At 68.3% G+C, this 24,921-nt stretch carries 21 protein-coding genes; 13 read left to right on the top strand and 8 right to left on the bottom strand.

Annotated elements, in window-relative coordinates; genetic code table 11:
- Positions 1-95 precede the first annotated feature (95 nt).
- The 9 genes from glnT (at position 96) to ACN675_RS19600 (ending at position 8,684) form a co-directional block, all read left to right on the top strand.
- Positions 96-1,475, top strand: a complete 1,380-nt coding sequence (gene glnT, locus ACN675_RS19640) for a type III glutamate--ammonia ligase (RefSeq protein ID WP_420752442.1) — start codon at positions 96-98, stop codon at positions 1,473-1,475.
- A gap of 57 nt (positions 1,476-1,532) precedes the next feature.
- Positions 1,533-2,420 carry a glutamine amidotransferase gene (locus tag ACN675_RS19635; protein ID WP_420752441.1) on the top strand — a complete coding sequence of 296 codons (888 nt, stop codon included), beginning with the start codon at positions 1,533-1,535 and terminating at the stop codon, positions 2,418-2,420.
- 53 nt (positions 2,421-2,473) lie between these two features.
- A complete protein-coding gene (locus ACN675_RS19630; RefSeq protein ID WP_420752440.1) occupies positions 2,474-3,172 on the top strand; it encodes a protein glxC in 699 nt (232 codons plus the stop codon).
- A gap of 44 nt (positions 3,173-3,216) precedes the next feature.
- Positions 3,217-4,545 carry an FMN-binding glutamate synthase family protein gene (locus tag ACN675_RS19625; protein WP_420752439.1) on the top strand — a complete coding sequence of 443 codons (1,329 nt, stop codon included), beginning with the start codon at positions 3,217-3,219 and terminating at the stop codon, positions 4,543-4,545.
- A gap of 4 nt (positions 4,546-4,549) precedes the next feature.
- Entirely contained in the window at positions 4,550-4,846 is a 297-nt protein-coding gene (locus tag ACN675_RS19620; RefSeq protein WP_420752438.1) for a WhiB family transcriptional regulator, read from the top strand.
- The gene (locus ACN675_RS19615) at positions 4,843-6,072 is read left to right on the top strand and encodes an allantoate amidohydrolase (RefSeq protein ID WP_420752437.1); all 1,230 of its coding nucleotides are present in this window, start codon (positions 4,843-4,845) and stop codon (positions 6,070-6,072) included. The genes ACN675_RS19620 and ACN675_RS19615 overlap by 4 nt, the downstream gene beginning before the upstream one ends.
- Complete coding sequence (locus ACN675_RS19610) at positions 6,073-6,639, top strand: HutD family protein (RefSeq protein ID WP_420752436.1); 567 nt, start codon at positions 6,073-6,075, stop codon at positions 6,637-6,639. It begins immediately after the preceding gene.
- A 78-nt stretch (positions 6,640-6,717) separates the two neighbouring features.
- Positions 6,718-7,908 carry an NAD(P)/FAD-dependent oxidoreductase gene (locus ACN675_RS19605; protein ID WP_420752435.1) on the top strand — a complete coding sequence of 397 codons (1,191 nt, stop codon included), beginning with the start codon at positions 6,718-6,720 and terminating at the stop codon, positions 7,906-7,908.
- Positions 7,909-8,036: 128 nt separating this feature from the next.
- Positions 8,037-8,684: a helix-turn-helix domain-containing protein gene (locus ACN675_RS19600; protein WP_420752434.1), complete on the top strand. Its 648-nt coding sequence runs from the start codon at positions 8,037-8,039 to the stop codon at positions 8,682-8,684.
- Positions 8,685-8,692: 8 nt separating this feature from the next.
- Here the strand turns inward: ACN675_RS19600 and ACN675_RS19595 are convergent, their stop codons facing one another.
- Complete coding sequence (locus ACN675_RS19595) at positions 8,693-9,541, bottom strand: SDR family oxidoreductase (protein WP_420752433.1); 849 nt, start codon at positions 9,539-9,541, stop codon at positions 8,693-8,695.
- A gap of 113 nt (positions 9,542-9,654) precedes the next feature.
- The gene (locus tag ACN675_RS19590) at positions 9,655-10,995 is read right to left on the bottom strand and encodes an ammonium transporter (RefSeq protein WP_420752432.1); all 1,341 of its coding nucleotides are present in this window, start codon (positions 10,993-10,995) and stop codon (positions 9,655-9,657) included.
- 184 nt (positions 10,996-11,179) lie between these two features.
- Between ACN675_RS19590 and ACN675_RS19585 the strand changes: the two genes are divergently transcribed.
- Both ACN675_RS19585 and fdhD read left to right on the top strand, forming a co-directional pair.
- Positions 11,180-13,492: an FdhF/YdeP family oxidoreductase gene (locus ACN675_RS19585; RefSeq protein WP_420752431.1), complete on the top strand. Its 2,313-nt coding sequence runs from the start codon at positions 11,180-11,182 to the stop codon at positions 13,490-13,492.
- On the top strand, positions 13,492-14,322 hold the full coding sequence (fdhD, locus tag ACN675_RS19580; RefSeq protein ID WP_420752430.1) for a formate dehydrogenase accessory sulfurtransferase FdhD: 831 nt from the start codon (positions 13,492-13,494) through the stop codon (positions 14,320-14,322). The genes ACN675_RS19585 and fdhD overlap by 1 nt, the downstream gene beginning before the upstream one ends.
- Positions 14,323-14,462: 140 nt before the next feature.
- Here the strand turns inward: fdhD and ACN675_RS19575 are convergent, their stop codons facing one another.
- The 3 genes from ACN675_RS19575 to ACN675_RS19565 form a co-directional block, all read right to left on the bottom strand.
- On the bottom strand, positions 14,463-15,125 hold the full coding sequence (locus tag ACN675_RS19575) for a PaaI family thioesterase (protein ID WP_420752429.1): 663 nt from the start codon (positions 15,123-15,125) through the stop codon (positions 14,463-14,465).
- A gap of 55 nt (positions 15,126-15,180) precedes the next feature.
- Positions 15,181-17,370, bottom strand: a complete 2,190-nt coding sequence (locus ACN675_RS19570) for an acyl-CoA dehydrogenase (RefSeq protein WP_420752428.1) — start codon at positions 17,368-17,370, stop codon at positions 15,181-15,183.
- Positions 17,371-17,554: 184 nt separating this feature from the next.
- Positions 17,555-18,718: a steroid 3-ketoacyl-CoA thiolase gene (locus ACN675_RS19565; RefSeq protein ID WP_420752427.1), complete on the bottom strand. Its 1,164-nt coding sequence runs from the start codon at positions 18,716-18,718 to the stop codon at positions 17,555-17,557.
- A gap of 263 nt (positions 18,719-18,981) precedes the next feature.
- Here ACN675_RS19565 and ACN675_RS19560 point away from each other — a divergent pair, with 263 nt between their 5' ends.
- Positions 18,982-19,806, top strand: a complete 825-nt coding sequence (locus ACN675_RS19560) for an SDR family oxidoreductase (RefSeq protein WP_420752426.1) — start codon at positions 18,982-18,984, stop codon at positions 19,804-19,806.
- A gap of 59 nt (positions 19,807-19,865) precedes the next feature.
- On the opposite strand, the gene ACN675_RS19555 is transcribed toward ACN675_RS19560, so the two are convergent.
- Positions 19,866-20,966 carry a DUF7064 domain-containing protein gene (locus tag ACN675_RS19555; protein ID WP_420752425.1) on the bottom strand — a complete coding sequence of 367 codons (1,101 nt, stop codon included), beginning with the start codon at positions 20,964-20,966 and terminating at the stop codon, positions 19,866-19,868.
- A gap of 5 nt (positions 20,967-20,971) precedes the next feature.
- Positions 20,972-22,117 carry a phosphotransferase family protein gene (locus tag ACN675_RS19550; RefSeq protein WP_420752424.1) on the bottom strand — a complete coding sequence of 382 codons (1,146 nt, stop codon included), beginning with the start codon at positions 22,115-22,117 and terminating at the stop codon, positions 20,972-20,974.
- 341 nt (positions 22,118-22,458) lie between these two features.
- On the opposite strand from ACN675_RS19550, the gene ACN675_RS19545 reads away from it, so the two are divergent.
- Positions 22,459-23,091 (top strand): TetR/AcrR family transcriptional regulator, encoded by a 633-nt coding sequence (locus ACN675_RS19545; RefSeq protein ID WP_420752423.1) that lies wholly within the window; start codon positions 22,459-22,461, stop codon positions 23,089-23,091.
- A gap of 29 nt (positions 23,092-23,120) precedes the next feature.
- Here ACN675_RS19545 and ACN675_RS19540 read toward each other — a convergent pair whose 3' ends face one another.
- Positions 23,121-24,713: an acyl-CoA synthetase gene (locus tag ACN675_RS19540; RefSeq protein WP_420752422.1), complete on the bottom strand. Its 1,593-nt coding sequence runs from the start codon at positions 24,711-24,713 to the stop codon at positions 23,121-23,123.
- Positions 24,714-24,921: the final 208 nt, after the last annotated feature.

Here is a 24,921-nt window from a genome sequence, read left to right as displayed (position 1 = left end):
ACTGTCACGTAACACTCCCGTCATGGGCACCTTGTTTCCTTGTATTCGACACCGATTCCTAGAGTGAAACCATCAGTCGAATCCGAGGAGCCCCCATGACGCTGGAAGCCACCGACACGTCCGTGCTGCGCCTCCCGTCCACGAACGGCCGGTCCCCCGAGACCTCCGGATCCCCCACCCTGACCGAACTCGCCCGCGCGACCGGCACCCGCTTCATCCTCGCCGTCTTCACGACGCTCTCCGGAAAGCCCTGCGCCAAGCTCGTTCCCGTCGAATCCGTCGAGGAGCTCGAGACCGAGGGCGTCGGCTTCGCCGGATACGCCGCCGGCTCGATGGGCCAGGTTCCCAAGGATCCCGACCTCGTCGCCATCCCCGACGCGTCCTCCTTCACCCCGATCCCGTTCGTCCGCCCGGGCCTGGCCCTGGTGCACTGCGACCCGCACGTCGAGGGCAAGCCGTGGCCGTACGCACCGCGCGTGATCCTCAAGTCGGTGCTCGCACGAGCCGCCGAGTTGGGCCTCGAGGTCAACGTGGGTGCCGAGATCGAATACTTCCTCGTCAACAAGGACGAGAACGGGGCGCTGCGCACGGCCGACGCGCTCGACACCTCCCGTCAGCCCTGCTACGACGCCCGCGACGTGACCCGCATGTACGAGCATCTGACGTCGATCTCGGAGGCGATGAACACCCTCGGATGGGGCAACTACGCCAACGACCACGAGGACGGCAACGGCCAGTTCGAGCAGAACTTCCAGTACGCCGACGCGCTGACCACCGCCGACCGGGTGGTGACCCTGCGCTACCTGATCTCCGTGCTCGCCGAACAACGCGGCATGACCGCCACGTTCATGCCCAAGCCGTTCGCCGACCGCACGGGATCGGGCATGCACATGCACTTGTCCCTGTGGAGCGACGGAGCCTCGGCGTTCCCCGACGCATCCGACCCGCGCGGCCTGGGCCTGTCGAAGACCGCCTACTCCTTCATCGCCGGGATCCTCGAGCACGCCTGCGCCCTGCAGGGTGTCATCGCCCCGACGGTCAACTCCTACAAGCGCACCGGCGCGACCAGCACCTCCTCCGGCGCGACCTGGTCGCCGCGATATGCGACCTACGGCGGCAACGACCGCACGCACTACCTGCGCGTCCCCGACCACAACCGCGTCGAACTGCGCGGCGGTGACGGCTCCGCGAACCCGTATCTCGCGACAGCCGCAACCGTCGCCGCCGGCCTCGACGGCATCGAGCGCAACCTCGACCCGGGCACTCCGGGTGTCGGCGGCTCCACCGACACGCTGCCGATGACGCTCCTGCACGCAATGGACGCACTCGAGGCCGACCCGGTCGTCGCCGGCGCCCTCGACGCGGCCGGCGCGAAGGTCTCCGACTACTTCGCCTCCCTCAAGCGCGAGGAGTTCTTCCACTGGCACAACACCGTGACCCCGTGGGAGATCGACAGCTACCTGACCGCCTTCTGAAAACCCTTCGGCTTCTTCCGGATCCATCCAACAGACCATCGAACAGGAGAGACGACCATGTGCGGAATCGTCGGACTTCATCTGCGGGACGCCTCGCTCGAACCCCGGTTGGGCAGCCTGCTGACCGGCATGCTCGGGCAGATGGTGGACCGCGGACCGGATTCGGCGGGCGTCGCCGTCTACGGCAACCCGGCCTTCTCCCCCGCCGGCGAATCGTCGGTCTCGGTGCTCGATGCGCCCTCGGATCTCGCCGCGACGGTCGGCAACGCACTGGGCGTGACCGTCGGTGCGCTCGACCTCGCACCCACCACCGTGCTGCACGCCCCCGTCCCAGCGGCCCTGCTCGCCGACACTGTCCGCACCGTGGCCCCCACGGCGACCGTCATCGGCTTCGGTGACGACGTGACCGTGCTCAAGGGAACGGGTGACCCGCGCGTCCTCGCCGAGAACTTCGGTCTGCCGGCCGCGTCCGGCTGGCAGGGTGTGGGCCACACCCGCATGGCCACCGAATCCGCCGTCACCGCAGCGGGATCCCACCCCTTCGCCGTGGGTCCGGACCAGTGCCTCGTCCACAACGGATCGTTCTCCAACCACCTGTCGATCAAGCGCGAACTCGAGGACGAGGGCGTGGTGTTCGACAGCCGGAACGACACCGAGGTCGGCGCGCGCTTCGTCGCGAAGCACCTGGCGGAGGGTGCGGATCTCGAGAAGGCGCTGCGCCTGCTCGGCGAACGCTTCGACGGGTTCTACACCCTGCTCGTCTCCACCTCCGATTCCTTCGCCGTGGTCCGCGATCCGATCGCCTGCAAGCCCGCGATCGTCGCCGAATGCGACGCCTACGTCGCCATGGCCTCGGAATTCCGCGCTCTCGCAGGACTTCCCGGCATCGCCGACGCCCGCATCTTCGAACCCGAGCCGGACCGGGTCTACGTGTGGCAACGCTGACCGACTCAGTTACCCCCGACTCCGCCGTCCCGACCTCGCCCCCGGAGGCAACCATGACCACCGACACCCTGCTCCCCACCGCCACCTACGACCTGACGGTGACCACCACCCGCGAACTCAACGCCGCACTGCACGCGACGGAGGCCCCGGCCTCGATCGAGGTCGTGAACCCGCAGGGCGCCCACGCGCTCGCGTGCGGACTGAACCGTCCGATCGACGTCCGCATCGACGGCCACGTCGGCTACTACGCGGCCGGGATGAACCAGCACGCGAACGTGACCATCGACGGCAACGCCGGCGTCGGAGTCGCCGAGAACATGATGTCCGGCACCGTGCGCGTCACCGGCGACGCGTCGCAGTCCGCCGGCGCGACCGCCCACGGCGGCCTGCTGGTGATCGAAGGCAACGCCGCCGCCCGTTGCGGCATCTCGATGAAGGGCGTCGACATCGTCGTCGGCGGCGACATCGGGCACATGAGCGCCTTCATGGGACAGGCCGGTCGCCTCGTCGTCCTCGGCGATGCCGGTGAGGCCCTGGGTGATTCGCTGTACGAGGTGCGGATCTACGTGCGGGGCAGCGTCGCCTCGCTCGGAGCGGACTGCGTCAAGAAGGAGATGCGCCCCGAGCACATCGCCGAACTGCAGGAACTGCTCGACGCGGCCGGCTTCGATGCCGACCCGGCCGAATTCACCCGTTACGGCTCCGCCCGGCAGCTCTACCACTTCCACGTCGACAACGCCTCGGCGTACTGACAGCCCGACGTACTTTTGCCCCGCTCGACCCCGAGGAGACTTCCATGACCTTCCAGCCCGGACTGCGTGAGTCGGCCACCTTCGACCGCAACGTCATCCACGAGATCCAGCGCGCCGCCGCGACCGGCATCTACGACATCCGCGGCTGGGGTGCCAAGCGCAAGGTCCCCCACTTCGACGACCTGCTCTTCCTCGGCGCGTCGATGTCGCGTTACCCGCTCGAGGGTTACCGCGAGAAGTGCGAGACCGACGTCGTCCTCGGCGACCGCAACGCGAAATACCCCCTGCACCTGGATATTCCGGTGACCATCGCCGGCATGAGCTTCGGCGCCCTCTCCGGCCGCGCGAAGGAAGCTCTCGGACGTGGCGCCAGCGAGGTCGGCACGTCCACCACCACCGGCGACGGCGGCATGACCCCGGAGGAACGCGGACAGTCCAAGCACCTGGTCTACCAGTACCTGCCCTCGCGGTACGGAATGAACCCCGACGACCTGCGCAAGGCCGACGCGATCGAGGTCGTGCTCGGGCAGGGCGCCAAGCCCGGCGGCGGCGGCATGCTGCTCGGACAGAAGATCACCGAGCGGGTCGCGGGGATGCGTACCCTGCCGGTGGGTATCGATCAGCGCAGCGCGTGCCGGCACCCCGACTGGACCGGCCCGGACGACCTCGCGATCAAGATCCTCGAACTGCGGGAGATCACCGGCTGGGAGAAGCCGATCTACGTCAAGGTCGGCGCGACCCGCACCTACTACGACGTCAAGCTCGCCGTGAAGGCCGGCGCCGACGTCGTCGTGGTCGACGGCATGCAGGGCGGCACCGCCGCCACCCAGGACGTGTTCATCGAGCACGTCGGCATCCCGACCCTGGCCGCGCTCCCCCAGGCCGTGCAGGCCCTGCAGGAGATGGGTGTGCACCGCACCCCCGGTGGCGTGCAGCTGATCGTCTCCGGCGGCATCCGCTCGGGCGCCGACGTCGCCAAAGCGATGGCCCTCGGCGCCGACGCCGTCGCCATCGGCACGGCCGCCCTGATCGCCCTCGGCGACAACGATCCGAAGTACCAGGCCGAGTACGAGAAGCTGGGCTCGGCCGCCGGCTTCTACGACGACTTCCAGGACGGCAAGGACCCCGCCGGCATCACCACCCAGGATCCCGACCTGCAGGCCCGTTTCGATCCGGTCGAGGGTGGCCGTCGCCTCGCGAACTACCTGCGGGTGCTCACCATGGAGGCGCAGACCATCGCGCGGGCGTGCGGCAAGTCGCACCTGCGCAATCTCGAACCGCAGGATCTCGTCGCCGTCACGATGGAAGCCGCCGCCATGGCTCGGGTCCCCCTGGCCGGCACCGACTGGATCCCCGGCCGCAGCACCTTCTGACCCCGTGACGACGCCCGCAGCCCTGCTCGACGACATCCGGGACTGGCAGGCGCAGGCCGTCTGCCGGTCCCGGGACGTCGACTTCTTCGACGACACACCCGAGGCCGTCGCCCGCGCCAAGTCCGTCTGCGCCTCCTGCCCCGTGCTGGAACCGTGCCGCGACCACGCGGCACTGGCCGGGGAGACGCACGGGGTCTGGGGCGGGTTGACACCCACGGAACTGATTCGTCACCGGTGGCTCGCCCGCGCACGACACGAACGGGCCTGCCACAACCGATTTTCGAGAGGACACGACAGATGACCGCCTTCGACTCGCTCTGGGCATCGATCCTGGACGTCGGGAAGCATCCGACGACCGGGGGCTACCGCCGATTCGCTTGGAGCGACGCCGATCTCACCCTTCGGGAGTGGTTCCGCGGCTGCGCCGCCGAGCGCGGCATGGATGTCGAGGAGGACCGCAACGGCAATCTCTGGGCCTGGTGGCTCCCCGAGGGCTGGGTGGGTGATCCGACCGGCGCATTCGTCACCGGCTCGCACCTGGACTCCGTGCCCGACGGTGGCGCGTTCGACGGGCCTCTCGGCGTGGTGTCCGCCTTCACCGCGGTGGACGTTGTCCGCGAACGCGGCATCGTCCCGACCGTCCCGATCGCGATCACCGCGTTCTCCGACGAGGAAGGAGCCCGCTTCGGCGTCGCGTGTGTCGGCAGTCAGCTCACCACCGGGGCGCTCGCTCCGCAGCGCGCGCTCGGTCTGCGAGATCGCGACGGAATCACCCTGGCCGAGGCCATGACCCGCGCCGGCCGGGTGCCCGAGCACATCGGCGCCGACCCGACCCTCGTCGATCGGGTCGGGGTGTACGTCGAACTGCACGTCGAACAGGGCCGGGCCCTCGATCTTGTGGACGCGCCGGTCGCGGTGGCGTCGTCGATCTGGCCGCACGGCCGCTGGCAGTTCACCTTCACCGGCGAGGCCAACCACGCCGGTGCCACTCGACTGGTGGACCGCCACGACCCGATGCTGGCGTACGCATCGTCGGTGCACAGTGCCCGGTCGTGTGCCGCGTCGGCCGGCGCGGTCGCCACCTTCGGCAAGATCGAGGTCTTGCCCAACGGCGCCAACGCGATCCCCTCGGAGATCAAGGCCTGGCTCGATGCTCGTGCGGCGGACGAGGAGACCCTGACGAAACTGGTAGCCGACATCGAGGCCGAGGCCCGCCGGCACTGCCTGCCCGACGAGATCGGACTCGACGTCTTCGCCGAATCCATCACCCCGATCGTCGAGTTCCCCGTCGGCCCCCGCGAACGGCTGCGGCGAGCGTTGTCCCACCTCAGCGACATCCCGGTGCTCCCGACCCAGGCAGGACACGACGCCGGCATCCTGTCCGAGAAGGTCCCCACCGCAATGCTGTTCGTGCGCAATCCCACCGGGGTGTCGCACTCCCCGCACGAGTTCGCCGAGCCCGACGACTGCAACATCGGGGCGCAGGCCCTGGCCGACATCATGGCCGACTGGACGGCGGGCAGCTAGATGGCGGTCCAGGTGGTCCGGGCCGGCGACCGACGCCGGGTGCCCTGGCGCAACGGCGCCGGGACGACCGAGGAGATCGCCACCGGCCCCTGCGGCGGTGACGGCCGGCCCCTGTGGCGCCTCAGCCTGGCGGATCTGGGGGCCGACCCGAGCGAGTTCTCCGCCTTCCCCGGCATCGACCGCATCTTCACCGTCATCGGTGAGCACGGCGTCGGCCTCGATACGGGACGCGGACCGGACTCGGTGGATCCGTGGCACCCACACCCGTTCGCCGGGGAGGATGCACCCCGCTGCGAACCGCAGGGGACCACCCGCGCGTTCAACGTCATGACCGATCGCGGGGGTGCCACCGCCACCGTCACGTACCTGTCGCTCGACACCGAGTTCGTCACCCGCCCCGACGGAATCACCGCCCTGTACGTGCGGTCGGGCACTGTCCACGCGGCCACCGAGTGCGCCGCGACCGGCGACTGCATCCTGATCCGCGACGAGGCGATCACGATGCGAGGCACCTCCGCCACCGGACTGCTGGTGCACATTCGTCCGACCGCCCCGTTCCTCCCGTAGAACCGATCTCTCCCCCTCGACATCGACTCCCCCACGGACCTCCCGATTCCGGAGGCCGTCCGAACAAAGGATCCTCAGGTGACGGACACGACCAAGTTCCTGATCGTCGGTGGCGGCCTCGAAGGCCTGGCCATCGCCTACTCCCTCGCCGACCGCGGCGAGACCGACGTCCTGGTGCTGGAACGGGACACCCTCTGCTCGGGCATGACCGGCAAGTCCAGCGGCGTCGTCCGGTGCCACTACGGCACGCCGTCCCTGGCGGCGATGTCCTGGTACGGCGTCGACATCTTCACCCGCGCGACCGAGATCTTCGGTGACGACATGGCCTTCCGCCAGTGCGGCTACGTCGTCGGGGTCGCGGAGAACAACGTCAAGCCGCTCGAGGCGAACATCGAGATGATGCAGGGCCTCGGCATCGCCACCGAACTCATCGCGCACGACAAGATGGCGGAGCTGTGGCCTGGCCTGAACCTCGACGACTTCGCGCTCTTCGCCTACGAACCGCTCGGCGGCCGGGGTGAGGCCTACATGGCCGGAATGGCGTTCGGGGCGACGGCACGTCGCATGGGCGTGAAGATCCGCCAGAGCACCCCGGTGGTGTCGCTGCTGCAGAACGCCGCCGGCCGGGTCTACGGCGTCACGCTCGCCGACGGGTCCGAGGTGCATGCCGAGCAGGTCATCGTCGCCGCGGGCCCCTGGACGCCGGCGCTCGTCGCCGGAGTAGGCGTCGACATCGACGTCAAGGCACAGCGCGCCCAGCTGGTCCTCGTCGATCAGGGCGTCCCGACCCCGGAGGTCCCCGTGCTGTCGGATCTGGCGGGCCTGCAGTACATCTGCCGCGAGCCGAACGGCGAACTGCTGGTCGGCAACTCCGATCATCAGGCACCGGAGTACATCGATCCCGACAAGTACGTCAATCGCGCCGACGACTCGACGATCGAGAAGAACATCATGAAGCTCGGCAACCGCCTGCCCGACATGCCGGATCCCCGGATCACCAGCTCGTACGTCGGCGCCTACGACGTCACCGAGGACTACAACCCCGTCATCGGCCCCGCGCCGGTGGAAGGCCTGTTCCTGGCGACCGGTTTCTCCGGGCACGGTTTCAAGATCTCCCCCGCCGTGGGCAAGCTGGTCGCCGACCTGCTCATCGACGGCAGGACCGACCTGCCGAACCTGAACCCGGACGATTTCCGATTCTCACGCTTCGAGGAGGGCGACCTGCTCCTGAGCCTCAACCCGTACGAAGGCGCCGGTGAGATGCGCTGATCTCGGCACCTCCGGCCGTCCCCGTGCCCTCCGCGGCTGCGATCGCAGCCGCGGAGGGCTTGCCCGTCACCGAATTGCCCACCGCGAGAGGGTGTCCACTACCGGTGAACAAACGCTACGCTGCTGACATGGCCAGCCCCGAGCGCCCCGTCCTCTACGACGATTCCGGACGCGAAGTCCCCCGCGGCACCCCCACGGGTGTGGACCTCGAGCGGGCGATAGCCCACCAGGTGCGGTCGTTGCGCCTGGCCAGCGGGCTGTCCGTCGGGGACATGGCCGCCAAGGTGGGGATCTCCAAGGCGATGCTCTCGAAGATCGAGAACGCGCAGACGTCGTGCAGCCTGTCGACCCTCGCCCGGCTCGCGGCCGGCCTCGACGTTCCCGTCACGTCCCTGTTCCGCGGTGCCGACACCCGCCGTGAGGCCGTGTTCACGAAGAACGGCAACGGCGCCGAGATCGTCGGCCGCGGTACGCGCGTCGGCCACCACTACGAGTTGCTCGGTGCACTGCGCGGACAGCACAAGCGGCTCGAACCGGTGCTCGTCACCCTCACCGACGCCAGCGACGTCTTCCCCCTCTTCCAGCATCCCGGCACCGAACTGCTGTACATGCTCGAGGGCGAGATGGTGTACGGCCACGGCGATTCCGAGTACCGCCTGCAACCCGGTGACGCGCTGCTGCTCGACGGCGAGGGCCTGCACGGACCGAACGAGCTGGTGACGCTGCCGATCCGCTTCCTCGCGGTCACCGCGTACCCCGACAACCACCAGGGGTAGAGCGCCGTTCAGTCCAGGAACAGGTCGAGCTGGAGCTCGCCGTCGCCGGCCCGGTACTTGTCGAGGTCGGTGATACCGGCCGCGGCGAGCACCTCGTCGTCGATGTAGAAGTTGCCGGTCGCCTCCGTGCTCGGTGACGTGAGCACCAGATACGCTGCATCCGCGTAGATCCCCGGTGTCCGAGACGAATTCACCATCTGTTCGCCGCCGAGCAGGTTGCGCACCGCGGCGGTCGCGATGGTGGTGCGCGGCCACAGCGAGTTCACGGCGATGCCGTCGCCCTTCAGTTCCTCGGCGAGTCCGAGCGTGGTCAGACTCATGCCGTACTTCGCGATGGTGTACGCGAGCGCACCGCCCGCCCATTTGGGATTCAGGTTCAGCGGCGGCGACAGCGTCAGGATGTGCGGATTGCGCCCCGCGCTCGCGGATTGCCGCAGCGACGGGATCGCCAGCTTCGAGAGCAGGAACGTGCCGCGACAGTTGATGTCCTGCATGAGGTCGTACTTCTTCATGGAGATCCGGTCGGTCGGCGACAGGTCGATCGCGGACGCGTTGTTCACCACGATGTCGATTCCGCCGAACTGTTCGACGGTCCGGCGCACGGCCTCGGCGACCGCCTCGTCGTTGCGTATGTCCCCCACGAAGGGCAGTACCTGTCCGCCCGCCTCCTCGAGTTCGGCGGCCGCGGTGTAGATGGTGCCCGGCAGTTTCGGGTTCGGTGTGTCGGTCTTGGCGATCAGCGTGATGTTCGCGCCGTCCTGCGCCGCGCGGAGCGCGATCGCGAGGCCGATGCCCCGGCTGCCGCCCGACATGATCATGGTCTTTCCGGCCAGTGGCTTCGCGTCCGGTGTGCTCATGTGGGCTCCTCGTCGACTGCCGTCAGATTATGCCCGTCCGTTCACTGCCGTGTGCCCGGAACGCGCGGGTTCCCTCCTGCCACGGCAGCGGCAGGAGGGAACCCGTCAGCGTTTCACTTCACGGTCGGAACGATCACCTCCCGGTCCGACGCGAATTCCTCCGGACGCATCTTGGACGGCGAGCCGACTCCGAAACTGTCCATGACGTAGGCGGTTTCGCCGTGCACCGGGACATCGATGCCGGTGATCTCGGTTTCCTTGTCGACGCGCAGGCCGATGGTCTTGTCGATGGCCTTGGCGATCAGCCAGGTCACCGCGAAGCTGTAGCCGAACACCGCGGCCATGGCCAGGAGCTGACGGCCCAGCAGGTCGATGCCACCGCCGAAGAACAGCCCGTCGACACCGGCCGGAGCCGCCGCAGTGGCCACGAACGCGATGAGCAGGGTGCCGACGACACCGCCCATGAGGTGGATGGCGACGACGTCGAGCGAGTCGTCGTACCCGAGCTTGAACTTCAGGCTCACGGTCAGGAAGCACACTCCGCCGGCGGCGAACCCGATGAGCAGCGCACCGAGCGGGGAGACGAGGCTCGCGGCGGGGGTGATGCCGACGAGCGCGGCGATCATGCCGGACACCGCACCGAGCGTCGTGGCGTGCTTCTCCCGGATGCGTTCGACGAGCAGCCAGCCGAGGAGGCCCGCCACGGCGGCGATCATCGTGTTCAGCACGACCACGCCCGCGGTGTGGTTGGCACCGCCCGCGGAACCACCGTTGAACCCGAACCAGCCGAACATCAGGATGCCACCGCCGAGCACCACGAGGGGCAGGCTGTGCGGTCGCGGGACGTGCGGGAACCCGCGGCGCTTCCCCAGCGCGATCGCGAGTGCCAGCGCGGCGACGCCGGCGTTCATGTGCACGGCGGTGCCGCCGGCGAAGTCCTGCGCGTCGAGCACGTTGGCGATCCATCCACCCTTGGTGCCGGCGTCCTCGTCGTCGAATGCGAACACCCAGTGCGCAACCGGGAAGTACACCAGCACGACCCAGATCCCGGAGAAGATCATCCACGCGGAGAACTTCATGCGGTCGGCCACACCGCCGGCGATGATCGCGACGGTGATGCCCGCGAAGAGCAGATGGAAGGCCGCGGTCAGTGCGGCCGGCATTCCCCCTACGGGGTCCGGTTCGAGCAGCGACGTGAGGCCGATGTCGGTGAAGGGGTTACCGATGAGCCCGAGGCCGCCGACGCTGTCGCCGAGCACCGCAGCAGGGCCGAAGAACACCCACACCACCCCGGCGACGGCGAAGCCCCCGAGAACCATCATGATCATGTTGAGCGCGCTCTTGACCCCGAGCATGCCGCCGTAGAACAGCGCGAGTCCCGGAACCATGAGGGCGACCGCCGTGAATGCCGCGAGAACCCAGGCAGTGTCGGCGGCAGCGATTGCCTCTTCCATACGTGTCCACCTTGTTCAGTCCTGAGGGCGAAATCCCTCGACCACCTACCGGCGACTGTCTTATGTCGTTCATCACCGTTCCCCGAGAGTGAACGGTCCGTGTAAAGCACGGCCGCGCTCGCGGTGAACTTCTCGTTAAGCACCCGAGTGGCCGAGGCAACATAACCCGGGTCACTATGGACTCATGACCAAACGTGCACCCGTGGACGACATCGACGAATCGACGCTCGAGATCACGGAAGCAAAGGACCACGCCGCCGGAGTGCCGGCAGTGCTGGTGTCGCTGCAGCGCGCGTACGCGCAGATGGGGGCGGCCCGCACCGTCTCGACCCTGGCCCGCCTGAACCAGCGCCACGGATTCGACTGCCCCGGCTGCGCCTGGCCCGAGACACCCGGACACCGCAAGCCCGCCGAGTTCTGCGAGAACGGCGCGAAAGCGGTCGCCGAGGAAGCCACCCTGCGGACGGTGACCCCGGAGTTCTTCGCGCAGCACTCCGTCGACGACCTGGCCGGAAAGACCGACTACTGGCTCGGTCAGCAGGGCCGGATCACCCATCCGATGGTGCTGTGGGCCGGTGGCAGCCACTACGAGCCGATCTCCTGGGACGCCGCGTTCGAGCTGATCGCCGACGAACTGCGCGCCCTCCCCTCGCCCGACGACGCCGTGTTCTACACTTCGGGCCGCACCAGCAACGAGGCCGCGTTCCTCTACCAGTTGCTCATCCGCAGCTACGGCACCAACAACATGCCGGACTGTTCGAACATGTGCCACGAATCGTCCGGCAGCGCGCTCATCGATGCGATCGGCATCGGCAAGGGCTCGGTGTCGGTGCCCGACCTCGAGCAGGCCGATCTGATCCTCATCGCGGGACAGAATCCCGGGACCAACCATCCGCGGATGCTGTCGACGCTCGAGAAGGCCAAGCACAACGGCGCGAAGATCATCGCGATCAACCCGCTGCCGGAAGCCGGCCTGCGCCGGTTCAAGGATCCGCAGAAGGTCAACGGCGTGCTCGGTCACGGCGTCGACATCGCCGACGAGTTCCTGCAGATCCGGCTCGGCGGCGACATGGCACTGTTCCAGGGCCTGGGCCGGCTGCTGCTCGAGGCCGAGGACGCCGCGCCCGGCACCGTCGTCGACCGCGCGTTCGTCGATCAGCACTGCGCCGGATTCGACGAGTACGAAAAGCACATCCGCGCAGTCGACCTCGATGTCGTCCTGGAGGCCACCGGCCTGACCGAGCAGCAGCTGCGGGACACCGCGGCGGATCTCATCGCGTCGAAGGGCACGGTGATCTGCTGGGCGATGGGCCTGACCCAGCACACCCACGCGGTCGCGACGATCGGCGAAGCCGTGAACCTGCTGCTCGTGCGCGGCATGATCGGCAAGCCCGGCGCCGGGGTGTGTCCGGTGCGCGGGCATTCGAACGTGCAGGGCGACCGCACCATGGGCATCTGGGAGAAGATGCCCGAGTGGTTCCTGGCGGCGCTCGACACCGAGTTCGGGATCACCAGCCCCCGCCGGCACGGCTACGATACGGTCGAGGCGATCCGGGCGATGCGCGACGGCCGCGCCTCGTTCTTCATGGGGATGGGCGGCAACTTCGTCTCGGCGACCCCGGACACCGCGGCCACCGAGGCCGCGTTGCGCAACTGCACGATGACGGTCCAGGTGTCGACCAAGCTCAATCGCAGCCACGTCGTGCACGGTCGCACCGCGCTGATCCTCCCGACTCTCGGCCGCACCGATCTCGATGTGCAGGCGAGCGGCAAACAGATGGTGTCGGTGGAAGATTCGATGTCGATGGTGCACCTGTCGCGCGGTCGGCTGCATCCGGTCTCCGAGCATCTGCGCAGCGAGGTCGCGATCGTCTGTGGTCTCGCCCGGGCACTGTTCGGGCCGGATCATCAGGTGCGCTGGACGGCATTCGAGGGCAACTACGACCTGATCCGCGATTCGATCGCGCGGGTCGTGCCCGGGTGCGAGGACTACAACACCCGGGTGCGCCGGCCGGACGGCTTCCAGCTACCGCATCCGCCGCGTGACGCGCGCGAATTCACCACGAGCACAGGCAAAGCCAACTTCTCGGTGAACCCGCTCGAGTGGGTGCCGACGCCTCCCGGCCGGGTGATCCTGCAGACCCTGCGCAGCCACGACCAGTACAACACCACCATCTACGGTCTCGACGACCGCTATCGCGGTGTCAGCAACGGACGCAAGGTGATCTTCCTGCACCCGGAGGACATCGTCGAACTCGGCTTCGCCGACGGGGATCTCGTGGATCTGGTGTCGGAGTGGACCGCGGCGGACGGGACCGTCGAGGAGCGTCGCGTCCACGACTTCCGCATCGTGCCGTACAGCACACCGAGGGGCAACGCGGCCGCCTACTACCCCGAGACGAATCCGCTCGTTCCGCTCGATCACGTCGCAGCAAAGTCGAACACCCCTGTGTCCAAGGCGATCACGGTTCGGCTGGAGAAGTCGGGGTCGGTCTGATGGGACGCGTCACGGCACGGCGACCGGTCCTGCGGATCACCCCCGAGGGAAATGTCCGCCGGCCCGACACCCTGGCCGTCGAGGAACCCCTCGAGATCAGGCTCGCGGGACGGTCGCTGACGGTCACGATGCGCACACCCGGCCACGACGTCGAACTCGCGCACGGTTTCCTGCTCGCCGAAGGCATCATCGGCAGCCGCGACGACGTCGTCGCGGTGCGGTACTGCAACGGTGTCGACGACACCGGCGCCAACACGTACAACGTGCTCGACGTCGCGCTCGCCGACGGCGTCGCCGTCGAGGAGGGCGCCGGCACCCGGAACTTCCTGACGTCCTCGGCATGCGGGGTGTGCGGGAAGGAGTCGCTGGATCAGGTCCGCACCCGCACCCGGTTCCCGCTCGCGACCGACAGGCCCGCGGTCACCGCCGACGCACTGGCGTCGATGCCCGACGCGCTGCGTAGGCGACAGAAGATCTTCGACACCACCGGTGGACTGCACGCTGCCGGACTGTTCACCCCGGACGGGGTGCTGCTCGCGGTCCGGGAGGACGTCGGCAGGCACAACGCCGTCGACAAGGTGCTCGGCTGGGCGTTGATCGAGGATCGGGTCCCGCTCGCGGAGACGGTGCTCATCGTCAGCGGCCGCGCGTCGTTCGAACTCGCCCAGAAGGCCGTGATGGCGGGGGTCCCGATGCTCGGGGCGGTGTCCGCGCCGTCGTCGCTGGCGGTGGACCTGGCGGCCGACGCCGGTCTGACGCTCGTCGGGTTCCTGCGCGGCGGATCCATGAACGTCTACACCGGCGCCGATCGCATCAAGGCCGGCGGCTGACCCGACGGTCGGCGGCCGACTGTCCGGGTGCCTCGCGCCACCCCCCGTTTTTTCCGAGCGAACGTACCGTTCGCTCGATCCGAGGAGACGAACGGTACATTCGCTCGGAAGCAGGGGGGCGTTCGGAGACACGAGGGCGGTCAGCGCGGTCGCGGACGCGGGATCGTCTTGTCGACGAACAACGCTTCGACCGACACGCACACCGTGCCGTCCGCGGTGCTGATGTCGCCGACCGTGTTGATCTTCGCGCCGTCCTGGGACACCAACCGGCCGCGGACGGTCAGCGGCACGAACAGCGGCGTCGGCCGGTGGTACCGGACGTTGAGCTGAGCGGTCGCCCCGCTGCGCCCGGCCCACGCGTTCGCGACCCCGAGGGTGTGATCGAGCAGCAACGCGGACACACCACCGTGCACGTGCCCGGGCGGGCCCTGATACGGCAGGGTCAACGTCACGACGCCCTCGACCGAACCGTCGTCGCGCCCGGTCAGGACCAGCGGCGGGGCCACCGCGTTCTCCGGCCCGGCGACGGGGTCGTGCCGGGTGACGCCCTCCCCGTTCCACATGTCGACCAGGCGTTCCTCGACCTCGGGAGCATGTTCCTCGAGATGCTCGGCGATGCTGTTCAATTCTTCGGCGACGCGTTCGAGGTTGGCGTTACCCCGATCGGTGCGCAGCAGTGCATTCACGACCCGGCGGGCCGCTGCAGTCGCGCGGTCGACGGGGGTGTCCTGCGGCGCCGACGTCAGGACCGTGCCGTCGGGCGCCTTCCCGACGATGGGGTGTGTATCCGGATCGACCTTCATCGGACCTCCGTGGTTGCGTGGGTGTACACGTGCCGACCGACCCTCGGGGCCGTGCTCACTTTCCGGGTTCGGGATCGCGCGGCAGACCGAGGAGCCGCTCACCGATGATGTTCAACTGGACGTTGGTCGTTCCTCCCGCGATGGACAGGCACTGCGCATTGAGGAACATCTGCGTCGGGGACCGGCGATCCTGCCCGCCGAGCAGTGCGGTGGGTCCGATCCATTCCATCGCGACCTCCCACACCTGCTGGATGTGCTCGACGCCGAGCAGTTTCGCGATCGACGACTCTGCGCCGGGCTGCGCGCCGGTCAGCGAACGGAGCGTCGAGCGAAGCGCCAGGAGGCCCCCGGCCTGCGCGTCGCACAGCATCTTGCCCAGGACCGTCAGCTGTTCGTCGTCCAGTCCGCCGGGGACGTTCTCCGCCAGGGACAGCAGGGTTTCACCACCCGCTCCGAGGGACGAGTCGTTCGACAGCGACACCCGCTCGTTGGCGAGCGTGGTGCGAGCGAGTTTCCAGCCGTCGCCCGGCCTACCGACGAGGCATTCGTCGGGAACGAAGACGTCGTCGAGGAACACCTCGTTGAACAACGCTTCCCCGGTGATCTCCCGCAGCGGACGGATATCGAGACCCTCGGAGTTCTTGATGTCGATCAGGAAGTACGACAGGCCCTGGTGCTTGGCCGCACCGGAGTCGGTGCGGGCCAGGCAGATTCCCCAGTCCGCGACGCGGGCCATCGACGTCCACACCTTCTGGCCCTGCAGCTTCCAGCCACCGTCGACCTTCGTGGCCTTGGTGGACAGACCGGCGAGGTCGGAGCCGGCGCCGGGCTCGGAGAACAGCTGGCACCACACGATGTCGCCGCGCAGCGACGCGGGAACGAAGCGCCGCAGCTGCTCGTCGTTTCCGTGCGCGATGAGGGTGGGAACCACCCAGTTCCCGATGATCATGTCGTGCGGTTCGAGCTCCGCGGCCCGCAGTTCCTCGGCGATCACGAGCTGGGTGACGGCATCGGCGCCCTTGCCCCACGGCGCAGGTAGATGCGGTGCGGTATAGCCCTTCTCGGCAAGGTATCTCGTCCGATCGGCGCCCTCGAGATCGGCGGCCGGTGCGAGTTCGGCACGGACGTCGGCGCGGATCTGCTCGGCTTCGGCGGGCAGATCGACACCGAGCACGCGGCGGGCACCGCCGAGGGTGAGGGTCGCGACCCGGCGTTTCCAGGATGCGGTGGAGCACAACAGGATCCGCAGCGACTGGGCGCGCCGGAGATACAGGTGCGCGTCGTGCTCCCACGTGTAGCCGATGCCTCCGAGGATCTGGATGCAGTCCTTCGTGACCTGGAACGCGGTCTCGGGCGCGACCGCCGCGGCCACCGCGGCGGCCAGCGATGCCTCGTCGGCCGGGGTGCCCTCGCCCTGCGCACGCGCGGCGTCCCACGCGGTGACGCGGGCCTGCTCGGTGAGACTCAGCATGCGGGCGGCCTTGTGCTTGACGCCCTGGAACTGGCCGATGACCCGCCCGAACTGCTGACGCACGCGGGCGTAGTCGGCGGCGGTGGTGGTGGCCCAGTCCGCCAGGCCGGCCGCCTCGGCCGCGGAGAGGGTGGCGGCGAGATCGAGGACCCGCTGCGCGTCGAGAGCCAGCAGGTCGTCGGCAGCGAGAACCACTCCGCCGACGGTGATCTCGGCGTTGCGTCGGACCACGTCGTGGCTCGGAAGGTCGGTGACGTCGAGGCGGTCGCGGTGCAGGGCGACGAAGGCGAGTTCGCCCGCGTCGTCGGCGGCGAGAAGGAACACGTCGCCGACCTGACCGCCGAGCACACAGCCCGAGGTGCCGGACAGGGTGGCGGTGTCGCCGTCGCGGGTGATGCGCAGACCGCCGGGTTGCAGGGACACCGCGCCGGACAGCGAGCCGTCGGCCAGCCCCGCGAGTTCGCCGGTACGGCCGGCGGCGTGCAGGACGGCGGAGACGATCACGGTGGGCAGGAACGGACCGGGCACCATCGCTCGTCCGAGTTCCTCTGCGACGATGGCGGTTTCGAGGAGTGTGAATCCGGCGCCACCGACCTCTTCCGGCAGGTGCAACCCGAGCATGCCGAGCTCGGCGAGCGATCCCCAGTACTGCGGTCGCGTCTCGGTCTTGGCCTCGACGGCGTCGCGGATCACCGCGGGGGTCGCGTGGCGCGCGGCCCATCCGCGCACGGAATCGCGGAGTTCGCGGTCCTCGTCACTCAGTCCAATGGTCATGAACGGGCCCTTCGGTCGGAAGCACAGGAAAGTTTCGCCACCCCTCCGTTTTCCGAGCGAATGTACCGTTCGCTCGATCCAAGGAGACGAACGATACATTCGCTCGGATACGGACGGGGATTCGGCCGGGGAGTGCGCGGTGGGGGTGCACAGCTGGGGTGGCGCAGGGGACAGGTGGAACGGTCTAGATGCGCTCGATGATCGTGGCGGTGGACAGGGCCCCGCCCGCGCACATGGTGATCAGCGCGGTGGAACGATCCGAGCGTTCGAGTTCGTGCAGGGCGCTGGTGATCAGCCGGGCACCGGTGGATCCGACCGGATGCCCCAGCGCGATCGCGCCGCCGTTGACGTTGACCTTGCTCATGTCGGCATCGAGAACCTGCGCCCACGACAGCACGACCGACGCGAACGCCTCGTTGATCTCGACGATGTCGATGTCCGACAGCGACATTCCGGTGCGTTCGAGGACGTCCCGGGTGGAGTCGATCGGGCCGTCGAGGTGGAAGTACGGGTCGGAGCCGACGAGGGTGGACGCGAGGATCCGGGCTCTCGGGTGCAGGCCTGCCTCGCGCGCCTTGTCCTCGTTCATGAGCATCACCGCGGCCGCACCGTCGCTGATCTGGGACGAGTTGCCGGCGGTGTGGATGCCGCCGTCGATCACCGGTTCGAGGCCGGCCAGCGCCTCTGCGGTGGTGTCGCGCAGCCCACCGTCGGTGGTGACGGTCGCGACCTCCCCGGTGGGTTCGCCGTCCTTGGTGACGACGGGCGCGACCACCGGGACGATCTCACGGTCGAAGCGGCCTTCGCTCCACGCCAGCGCGGCGCGTCGCTGCGATTCCAGCCCGAACGCATCGACGTCGGTGCGGGTGATCCCCCGGTGGGCGGCGATCCGTTCGGCGGAGGTGAACTGGTCGCCCATGTCGACGGTCCAGTCGTCCGGGTAGGGGTTGCCGGTGCCGGGTGTGTTGGCCTGGCCGAGGAAGACGCGGCTCATCACCTCGACGCCGCAGCCGATTCCGGCGTCGATCTGCCCGGACGCGATGAGTCCGGCGACCATATGGACGGCCTGCTGCGACGAACCGCACGCGCAGTCGATGGTGGTCGCGGCGGTGCGGTACGGGAATCCGGCGTGCAGCCATGCCTGGCGGGTCACATTGTTGGACTGCTCTCCCGCCTGAGTGACGACGCCACCGACGAGTTGCCCGATCCGGTCCGCGGGCAGGCCGGTCCGGTCGAGGACGGCCTTCTGGGCGGTGCCCAGCAACACAGCCGGATGCACTCCGGACAGTTGCCCGCGACGACGGCCGATCGGCGTCCGCGCGGCCTCGACGATGACGACGTTGCTCATGTCCACTCCCTGCTCCCCGAGTACTGAAATTTATTCTATTCCGCGGATGGGCCGCTCCCCCGTCCATCCCACCGAGCGGGACCACACTGCTCAGTACCGATGTCGGGGACACCGGGTACGAGATCGCCTGTAGCGCTGGGCAAATTGCCTTCACGACCAGCTCACCGGTGTTACAGTGCCCACACCCGTATTCAGTTCGAACGAATCGACGCACTGCGCCGGGAACGCCGACCGGCGCCCACCGCTGTCACGAGGAGGGCTCCATGCCCGATTTCTCCGGCAAGACCGTCGTCGTCACCGGCTGTTCGTCCGGGGTCGGCGCTGCCGCTGTCACCAAGCTCGCCGCCCAGGGCGCCACCGTGATCGGCGTGGATCGAGTCGAGAGCACCGACCCCGCGATATCCCGGATGGTGGTGGGTGATCTGTCGACGTACGCCGGTGTCCTGGCCATCGCCGAGCAGATCGCCGGTCCGGTCGACTCGCTCATCAACAATGCCGGTGTCGCTGCGACCCTGCCGTGGCGGACCGTGCTGTCGATCAACACGCTCGCACCCCGCGATCTCACGCGCGCGCTGACTCCGAAGTTCACGCCGGAGGCCACCGTCGTCACGACCGCCTCGCAGGCCGGATTCATGTGGCAGCAGCACTACGACCTGCTCGACGAGTTCCTCGCCATCGACGACTGGGATGCCGCGCTCGACACGTTCGCGGACCATCCCGGGATCGAAGGGGCGTGCTACAGCCTCTCCAAGGAGGCCGCGATCATCTGGTCGAAGAACCTGGCCGTCGAGGGCAAGGCCACCGGCCTGCGTTCGAACAGCGTCTCCCCCGGCACGATCGGAACGCCGTTGCTGAAGGACTTCACCGCAACGATGGGCGCGGACACCATCAACGGTGCCGCGGCGTGGGCGGGGCGGCACGGGCGCCCCGAGGAGATCGCCGACGCCCTGCTGTTCCTCGCGTCGTCGGAATCCACCTGGATCAGCGGCGCGGATCTTCCCGTCGACGGCGGGTTCGGCGCGTACGTGCACCGCACGTTCATCGCACCGGCGCTGGCCGCGATGGCCGCGCAGCCCACTGAGAACTGAGGGCAGTCCGCAAGGGGCAGTGCATCGATCACCGCACCGCCCCTTGCGTTTTCGGATCCTTACGGCGCCATGTCCAGCCAGCCGGTGAAGCCCGACGGATCGTGCCGTCCCATGACCGCGTGCTCGAACATGCCCCAGCCCACCCGGCCGTCGATGGTCGCCTTCGCGACGTGGTCGATGGTGGAGAACGGGAGCCGGCCCAGAAAGTCCCGGCTGGTGGTGTCCACGAAGGACGCCGACGACCAGTTCTCGCCCTTCCACTCACCGTGCGTCCACTCCGGGTCACCGCCGTAGCCGGCGCCGTGACTCAACGAGATGAACCCGAGAGGCTCGATGTCCACGACGACGGGCTCACCCTTGGGCGTGGTCAGGTGCAGCCGCGCCGACTCGGGATGGCGTGTTCCGCTGCGGTAGTTCACCTCGACGCGGGGCCAGCCCAACTGCTCGACCCGGCCGTCCGCGAAGACGCGGGTGGCGTGATTCAGGGTGCGGTGCCCGTCCTGCGACTCCTGCACGATGACGATGAGCGCGAAGTCGTCGAAGCGCAGCGGGACGTAGGTCCAGTAGTGGCCGCCGCGGTTCTCGTAGGTCCAGCGGCCCTGCGGATCCGGCTCGCCGACGGGACGGATCCCCCAGGAGCGGTCGCGCGTGCCCATCCAGATCTCGGGATCGACAGCGAAGTCCTTGCCCTGCACCGACAGGGTGCCGGACCAGCTACCGACCTGGGCGAAGCGCGACGCGTCGAGGATCGGTCGCGGACCGGACATGAGGATGTGCGCTTCCTCGAGCACGGCGGGAAACGAGCCGTCCCACGTGATGTCGCACGAGAGGTCGTCGTGCTCGCAGATCACCCGGATCTTCTGCAGGGGCTCGACGACCTCGAGCCGGTACCCGCCGACCGTACTGTCCATCGAACGCTCGTCGAGCGCGTCCGAGAACCGGACTGCGACCTGCGAGTCGCCGTGCCGCACGGTGACGAACGCGTCGACGACACTCAGGTTCGGGTAGACCCCGAAACCGGTGATCAGGAAGATGTCGCCGGTGCGGTCGTGGGCGTTGAAGTAGTTGCGGTCGTAGAAGTTCCGGTCGGTGGAGGACACACGACCCAGCGACAGCGGCGACTGGTGAATCGGGTATTCGTCGAGCTGAACCGGTTTCATCGGCGTCACTTCTCCCAATCGTAGGAATCGTCGATCAACTGCGCGAGCATCGCGTGGTGGAGCACCAGGTGGTCGGGGTCGGCAGGAATCTCCATCTCCCCGAAGTGCACGCGGCGCCGCATGATCTGCGACATCACGATGCCGTGGCGCAGCGCGGCGTACACGAGGTAGAAGTCGAGGTCGCGGACCTCGACGCCGGAGACCCTTTCGTATTCGGCCACGACGTCCGAGCGCCGGAGGAATCCCGGCAGGCCGGGGATCGAGAACTGGTCGGCGATGTCCTGGAACATGCGATGGAAGAAGATGAACCATCCCAGATCCAGTTCGCGGGGAGCGAGCGCGGCCGACTCCCAGTCGAGGACCGCAGCGACGTCGGTGCCCCGGTACATGATGTTGCCGATGCGCGCGTCGCCCCAGCACAGCACGTCCGCGGACGGCTCGGCCGGCCAGTTGTCCTCGAGCCAGTCGAATGCCCTCTCCAGCACAGGGATACGAATCCCGTCTTCGCGGCGGGTCCATTCGTAGTAGGCGCACTCGTTCTCGAAGTGCCGGCGCAGACTCGACTGCCCGTCCGGAGCGACCAGCACGGGAAACTTGGACGCGGGATCCGCGATCGCGTGGATGTCGGCGAGAACCTTGACACTCGCGCTCTGCACGGCCCTGCGGGTGTCGTCGTCGGCGTCGAGCAGCCAGCCGGCGAACACGTACGGTGGGTTGTCCACGGGCACGACACCTTCGGCGCGATCCATCACGAGGAACGGCCGGCCGAGAGGGCCCACGGAGGTCTCCACCCAACGCACCTTCGGCACCGCGATGCCACCGTGCTCGCGGACGGCGGTCATGACGTCGAACTGGCGCTGCAGGTCGTAACCGGGGAACACCGGATACGCGTCTTCCTCGGGGGCGAGCCGGGCGACGAGCTGCGCCGCCTGCTGCCGACCGTCCTTCGTCCAGTCGAGATCGAACAGGACCGAGATGCTGGACATTCCGGAGTGTTCCGGTCGCTTCAGGTTGTGGACACGCGGCGGTGCGTCGGCTCCGAGTCGATCGCCGAGCCAGCCTTCGAGTCGGCCGCGCAGCTCGTCCAGATCGGTCTCGCTGGTCTTGATCTCCTGTTCCGCGCCTTCAGGCACCACGCTCTCGGCGGTCATGCCCGTACCTCCCGTTCGTCGACGAAGTGAGCCCGTGCGACGCGCTGCCGTTGCGGGAATCGTTCGCGTCGAATCGGGGTGTTCGGATGAGAGTCGCGATCGTGGCGGATCTCGTGCTGTGAATGCGTTTTCGATCCGCCCTGCAACGGGAACGCCTCGTCCCATGTAGTCACCCCCGTTGCCGACCCCCTGGGGACAAAGATAGACGCTGGTCCAACTTCTTGGAACCCGTTCCAGGAATTCTCGCAAGCCCGGACGAACCTTCTACGCTGACAACGACTCCACGACTCGCCCACGCGTGCGGCGGAACGAGAGGCCCGACAAGGAAAGATGCGGACACCATGAGCGAGCCCGCGGCACTCGGTCGCCGCGAGCGGAACAAGTTGCGGACCCGGCAGCGCATGCTGGACGCAGCCAGACGGCTGTTCGCCGAACGCGGCGTCACCGGTTCGACGATCGAGGACATCGCCGATCTCGCCGGCGTCTCGCGCGCAACGGTTTTCAACTACTTCCCCAGCAAGGACGACCTGATCACGGCCCTGCACGCAAGCCACATGGACGCGCTGACAACCCTGATCGACGAACTGCTCGCGCAGGACCTCACCACCGCGGAACGGATCGCGGGCGTCTTCGCCGACTTCGCGCGTGAATCGCGTCGGTATCCCGGTTACATGCGGGCGGTCACCGGCGAGATCGAAAGAGATCTGGGCACACCGGATACCGGCCGCGAACGCACGCAGCGATTCGACGACCAGATGCTGCGCGTCATCGAGCCCGGTGTCGAGCGCGGAGAGGTCCGCACCGACTACCCGCTGCCGTTCCTCGCGCAGATGGTCGGCGCCGTGTACGTCTCGACGCTGCGGCACTGGCGTCAGAACCCGGACGACGACGGCACCGAGAGCTTCGACCGGGCAGCACGATTCGCTGCCGATGCCCTTGCGCCCGGCTCCGGATCCGGTCGCGGTCACGGGTAGCGCACCCGCGACCGCGACCGGTACAGGGGCTATTTCGCGGATTCGAGAGTTGCCTTGGCCCATCGGTAGTCGGCCTTGCCCGCGGGCGAACGCACGATCGTGTCGACGCCGACGACCAGGCGCGGCACCTTGTACCCGGCGATCCGGTCGGCGACATGGGCAATCAGCTCGTCGAGATCGGGCACCTCGTGGCCCTCGCGGGGCTGCACCACGGCACCGACGCGCTGGCCGAAGCGTTCGTCCTCGACGCCCGCAACGAGCACGTCCATGACGGCCGGGTGGCTCTTGATCGCCATCTCCACCTCTTCGGGATAGACCTTCTCCCCGCCGGTGTTGATGCACATCGAGCCGCGTCCGAGCAGCACGATCGTGCCGTCCTCCTCGACCTCGGCCATGTCCCCGAGGATCGACATGCGGACCCCGTCGATGACCGGGAACGTCGCCGCGGTCTTCTCCGGGTCGCCCCAGTACCCGAGCGGCACGTGGCCGGCGCGGGCGATGTAGCCGATCTCGCCGGAGCCCGGCTCGATCGGGCGCATCCGCTCGTCGACGACCTTGACGGTCGGCTTCGCGGCGATCCGCATCCGGCCGTCCTCGCCGATCGAGAGGTCGCCGTCGATGCCGGACTCGGACGATCCGAATCCGTCGCGCACCATGACGTTCGGCAGCAGCGAGACGAGCTGTTCGCGGACCTGCTTGGAGAACAGCGCGCCGCCGGACCCGACGACGAACAGCGAGCTCAGGTCGTACTCCGAGCCGTGTTCGGCGATCGCGTCGGCCAGCGGACGGGCCATCGCATCGCCGACGATCGCCATCGTCATCACGCGTTCGCGCTCGATGATCGAGAGCACCTCCTTCGCGTCGAACGCCGGGAGCACGACCTGCGAGACGCCCAGGCAGAAGGCGCTGAACAGGGTGTACATCGCTGCGCCGTGGATGAGCGGCGCCCCGAGCAGCCACGTCATCTCCGGCATGTTCGCGGCCTGGTTCGCAACCGATGCGATATCCGAGTGCGGCTCCCCCATCGTGTTTCCGCCGGACAGTGCCGCATAGAAGAAGTCCTCGGCACGCCACATCACGCCCTTCGGCATGCCGGTGGTGCCACCGGTGTAGATGATGAACTGGTCGTCGCCGCTGCGCGGCGCGAAGTCGCGGGCGTCGGACACCGCGGCGACCACCTTGCGGAAGTCGGCGGTGCCGACCGTCCCCCAGTCGATATCGTCGGTCGGCCCCACGGTGACGACGTGCCGGACCGTCGGCGTGCGCGGCAGGACCGCGGCCGTCCTGGTCGCGAACTCACCGTCGGCGACGATGGCGGCGAGTTCGGCATTGGCGAACAGGTACGCCAGTTCGGCGTCGACGTAGCGGTAGTTGATGTTGATGGGGACGGCCCGGACTTTCAGGATCGCCAGGAGCGCTTCGACGAACTCGGTGCTGTTGCGCATGTAGAGGCCGACGTGCTCACCGGCGGTTATCCCCGCACCTGCCAGGTGGTGAGCGAGCCGGTTGGCTGCGGCATCGAGTTCGCGGTAGGTGAGGCGGCTGTCCCCACAGATGATCGCGGTGCGATCGGGGACGGCGTCGGCGATGGCTTCGAACAGGTCCGCGAGGTTCAGCGACATCGAGATTCCTTCTGACACAGTGTGTGGTAACCGTCGCGACACCGTGACATCTGTCACCCCGGTGATTCCGGCCACTCCCGGCCAGTGGGACAGCTCCGGACCGGCCGACCCGCCGACCTCACAAACTAGAACCAATACTAGTTCTGTCCGGGGTTGCGTTCTGCCCCGTGACAGCCGCACACAGGGAGAGATCGCATGGGCGAATCAG

The sequence above is a fragment of the Rhodococcus sp. O3 genome (assembly GCF_048897285.1).
Classification (GTDB): domain Bacteria; phylum Actinomycetota; class Actinomycetes; order Mycobacteriales; family Mycobacteriaceae; genus Rhodococcus.
The sequence above is the reverse complement of the archived record's forward strand: the minus strand, read 5'-3'. Positions and strand labels throughout refer to the sequence as shown.

Bases quoted from the DNA above. Each gene is read 5' to 3' on its own strand.
- glnT (WP_420752442.1), top strand. From the start codon at position 96: ATGACGCTGGAAGCCACCGACACGTCCGTGCTGCGCCTCCCGTCCACG.
- ACN675_RS19635 (WP_420752441.1), top strand. From the start codon at position 1,533: ATGTGCGGAATCGTCGGACTTCATCTGCGGGACGCCTCGCTCGAACCC.
- ACN675_RS19630 (WP_420752440.1), top strand. From the start codon at position 2,474: ATGACCACCGACACCCTGCTCCCCACCGCCACCTACGACCTGACGGTG.
- ACN675_RS19625 (WP_420752439.1), top strand. From the start codon at position 3,217: ATGACCTTCCAGCCCGGACTGCGTGAGTCGGCCACCTTCGACCGCAAC.
- ACN675_RS19615 (WP_420752437.1), top strand. From the start codon at position 4,843: ATGACCGCCTTCGACTCGCTCTGGGCATCGATCCTGGACGTCGGGAAG.
- ACN675_RS19610 (WP_420752436.1), top strand. From the start codon at position 6,073: ATGGCGGTCCAGGTGGTCCGGGCCGGCGACCGACGCCGGGTGCCCTGG.
- ACN675_RS19600 (WP_420752434.1), top strand. From the start codon at position 8,037: ATGGCCAGCCCCGAGCGCCCCGTCCTCTACGACGATTCCGGACGCGAA.
- ACN675_RS19595 (WP_420752433.1), bottom strand. From the start codon at position 9,541: ATGAGCACACCGGACGCGAAGCCACTGGCCGGAAAGACCATGATCATG.
- ACN675_RS19590 (WP_420752432.1), bottom strand. From the start codon at position 10,995: ATGGAAGAGGCAATCGCTGCCGCCGACACTGCCTGGGTTCTCGCGGCA.
- ACN675_RS19585 (WP_420752431.1), top strand. From the start codon at position 11,180: ATGACCAAACGTGCACCCGTGGACGACATCGACGAATCGACGCTCGAG.
- fdhD (WP_420752430.1), top strand. From the start codon at position 13,492: ATGGGACGCGTCACGGCACGGCGACCGGTCCTGCGGATCACCCCCGAG.
- ACN675_RS19575 (WP_420752429.1), bottom strand. From the start codon at position 15,125: ATGAAGGTCGATCCGGATACACACCCCATCGTCGGGAAGGCGCCCGAC.
- ACN675_RS19570 (WP_420752428.1), bottom strand. From the start codon at position 17,370: ATGACCATTGGACTGAGTGACGAGGACCGCGAACTCCGCGATTCCGTG.
- ACN675_RS19565 (WP_420752427.1), bottom strand. From the start codon at position 18,718: ATGAGCAACGTCGTCATCGTCGAGGCCGCGCGGACGCCGATCGGCCGT.
- ACN675_RS19560 (WP_420752426.1), top strand. From the start codon at position 18,982: ATGCCCGATTTCTCCGGCAAGACCGTCGTCGTCACCGGCTGTTCGTCC.
- ACN675_RS19555 (WP_420752425.1), bottom strand. From the start codon at position 20,966: ATGAAACCGGTTCAGCTCGACGAATACCCGATTCACCAGTCGCCGCTG.
- ACN675_RS19550 (WP_420752424.1), bottom strand. From the start codon at position 22,117: ATGACCGCCGAGAGCGTGGTGCCTGAAGGCGCGGAACAGGAGATCAAG.
- ACN675_RS19545 (WP_420752423.1), top strand. From the start codon at position 22,459: ATGAGCGAGCCCGCGGCACTCGGTCGCCGCGAGCGGAACAAGTTGCGG.
- ACN675_RS19540 (WP_420752422.1), bottom strand. From the start codon at position 24,713: ATGTCGCTGAACCTCGCGGACCTGTTCGAAGCCATCGCCGACGCCGTC.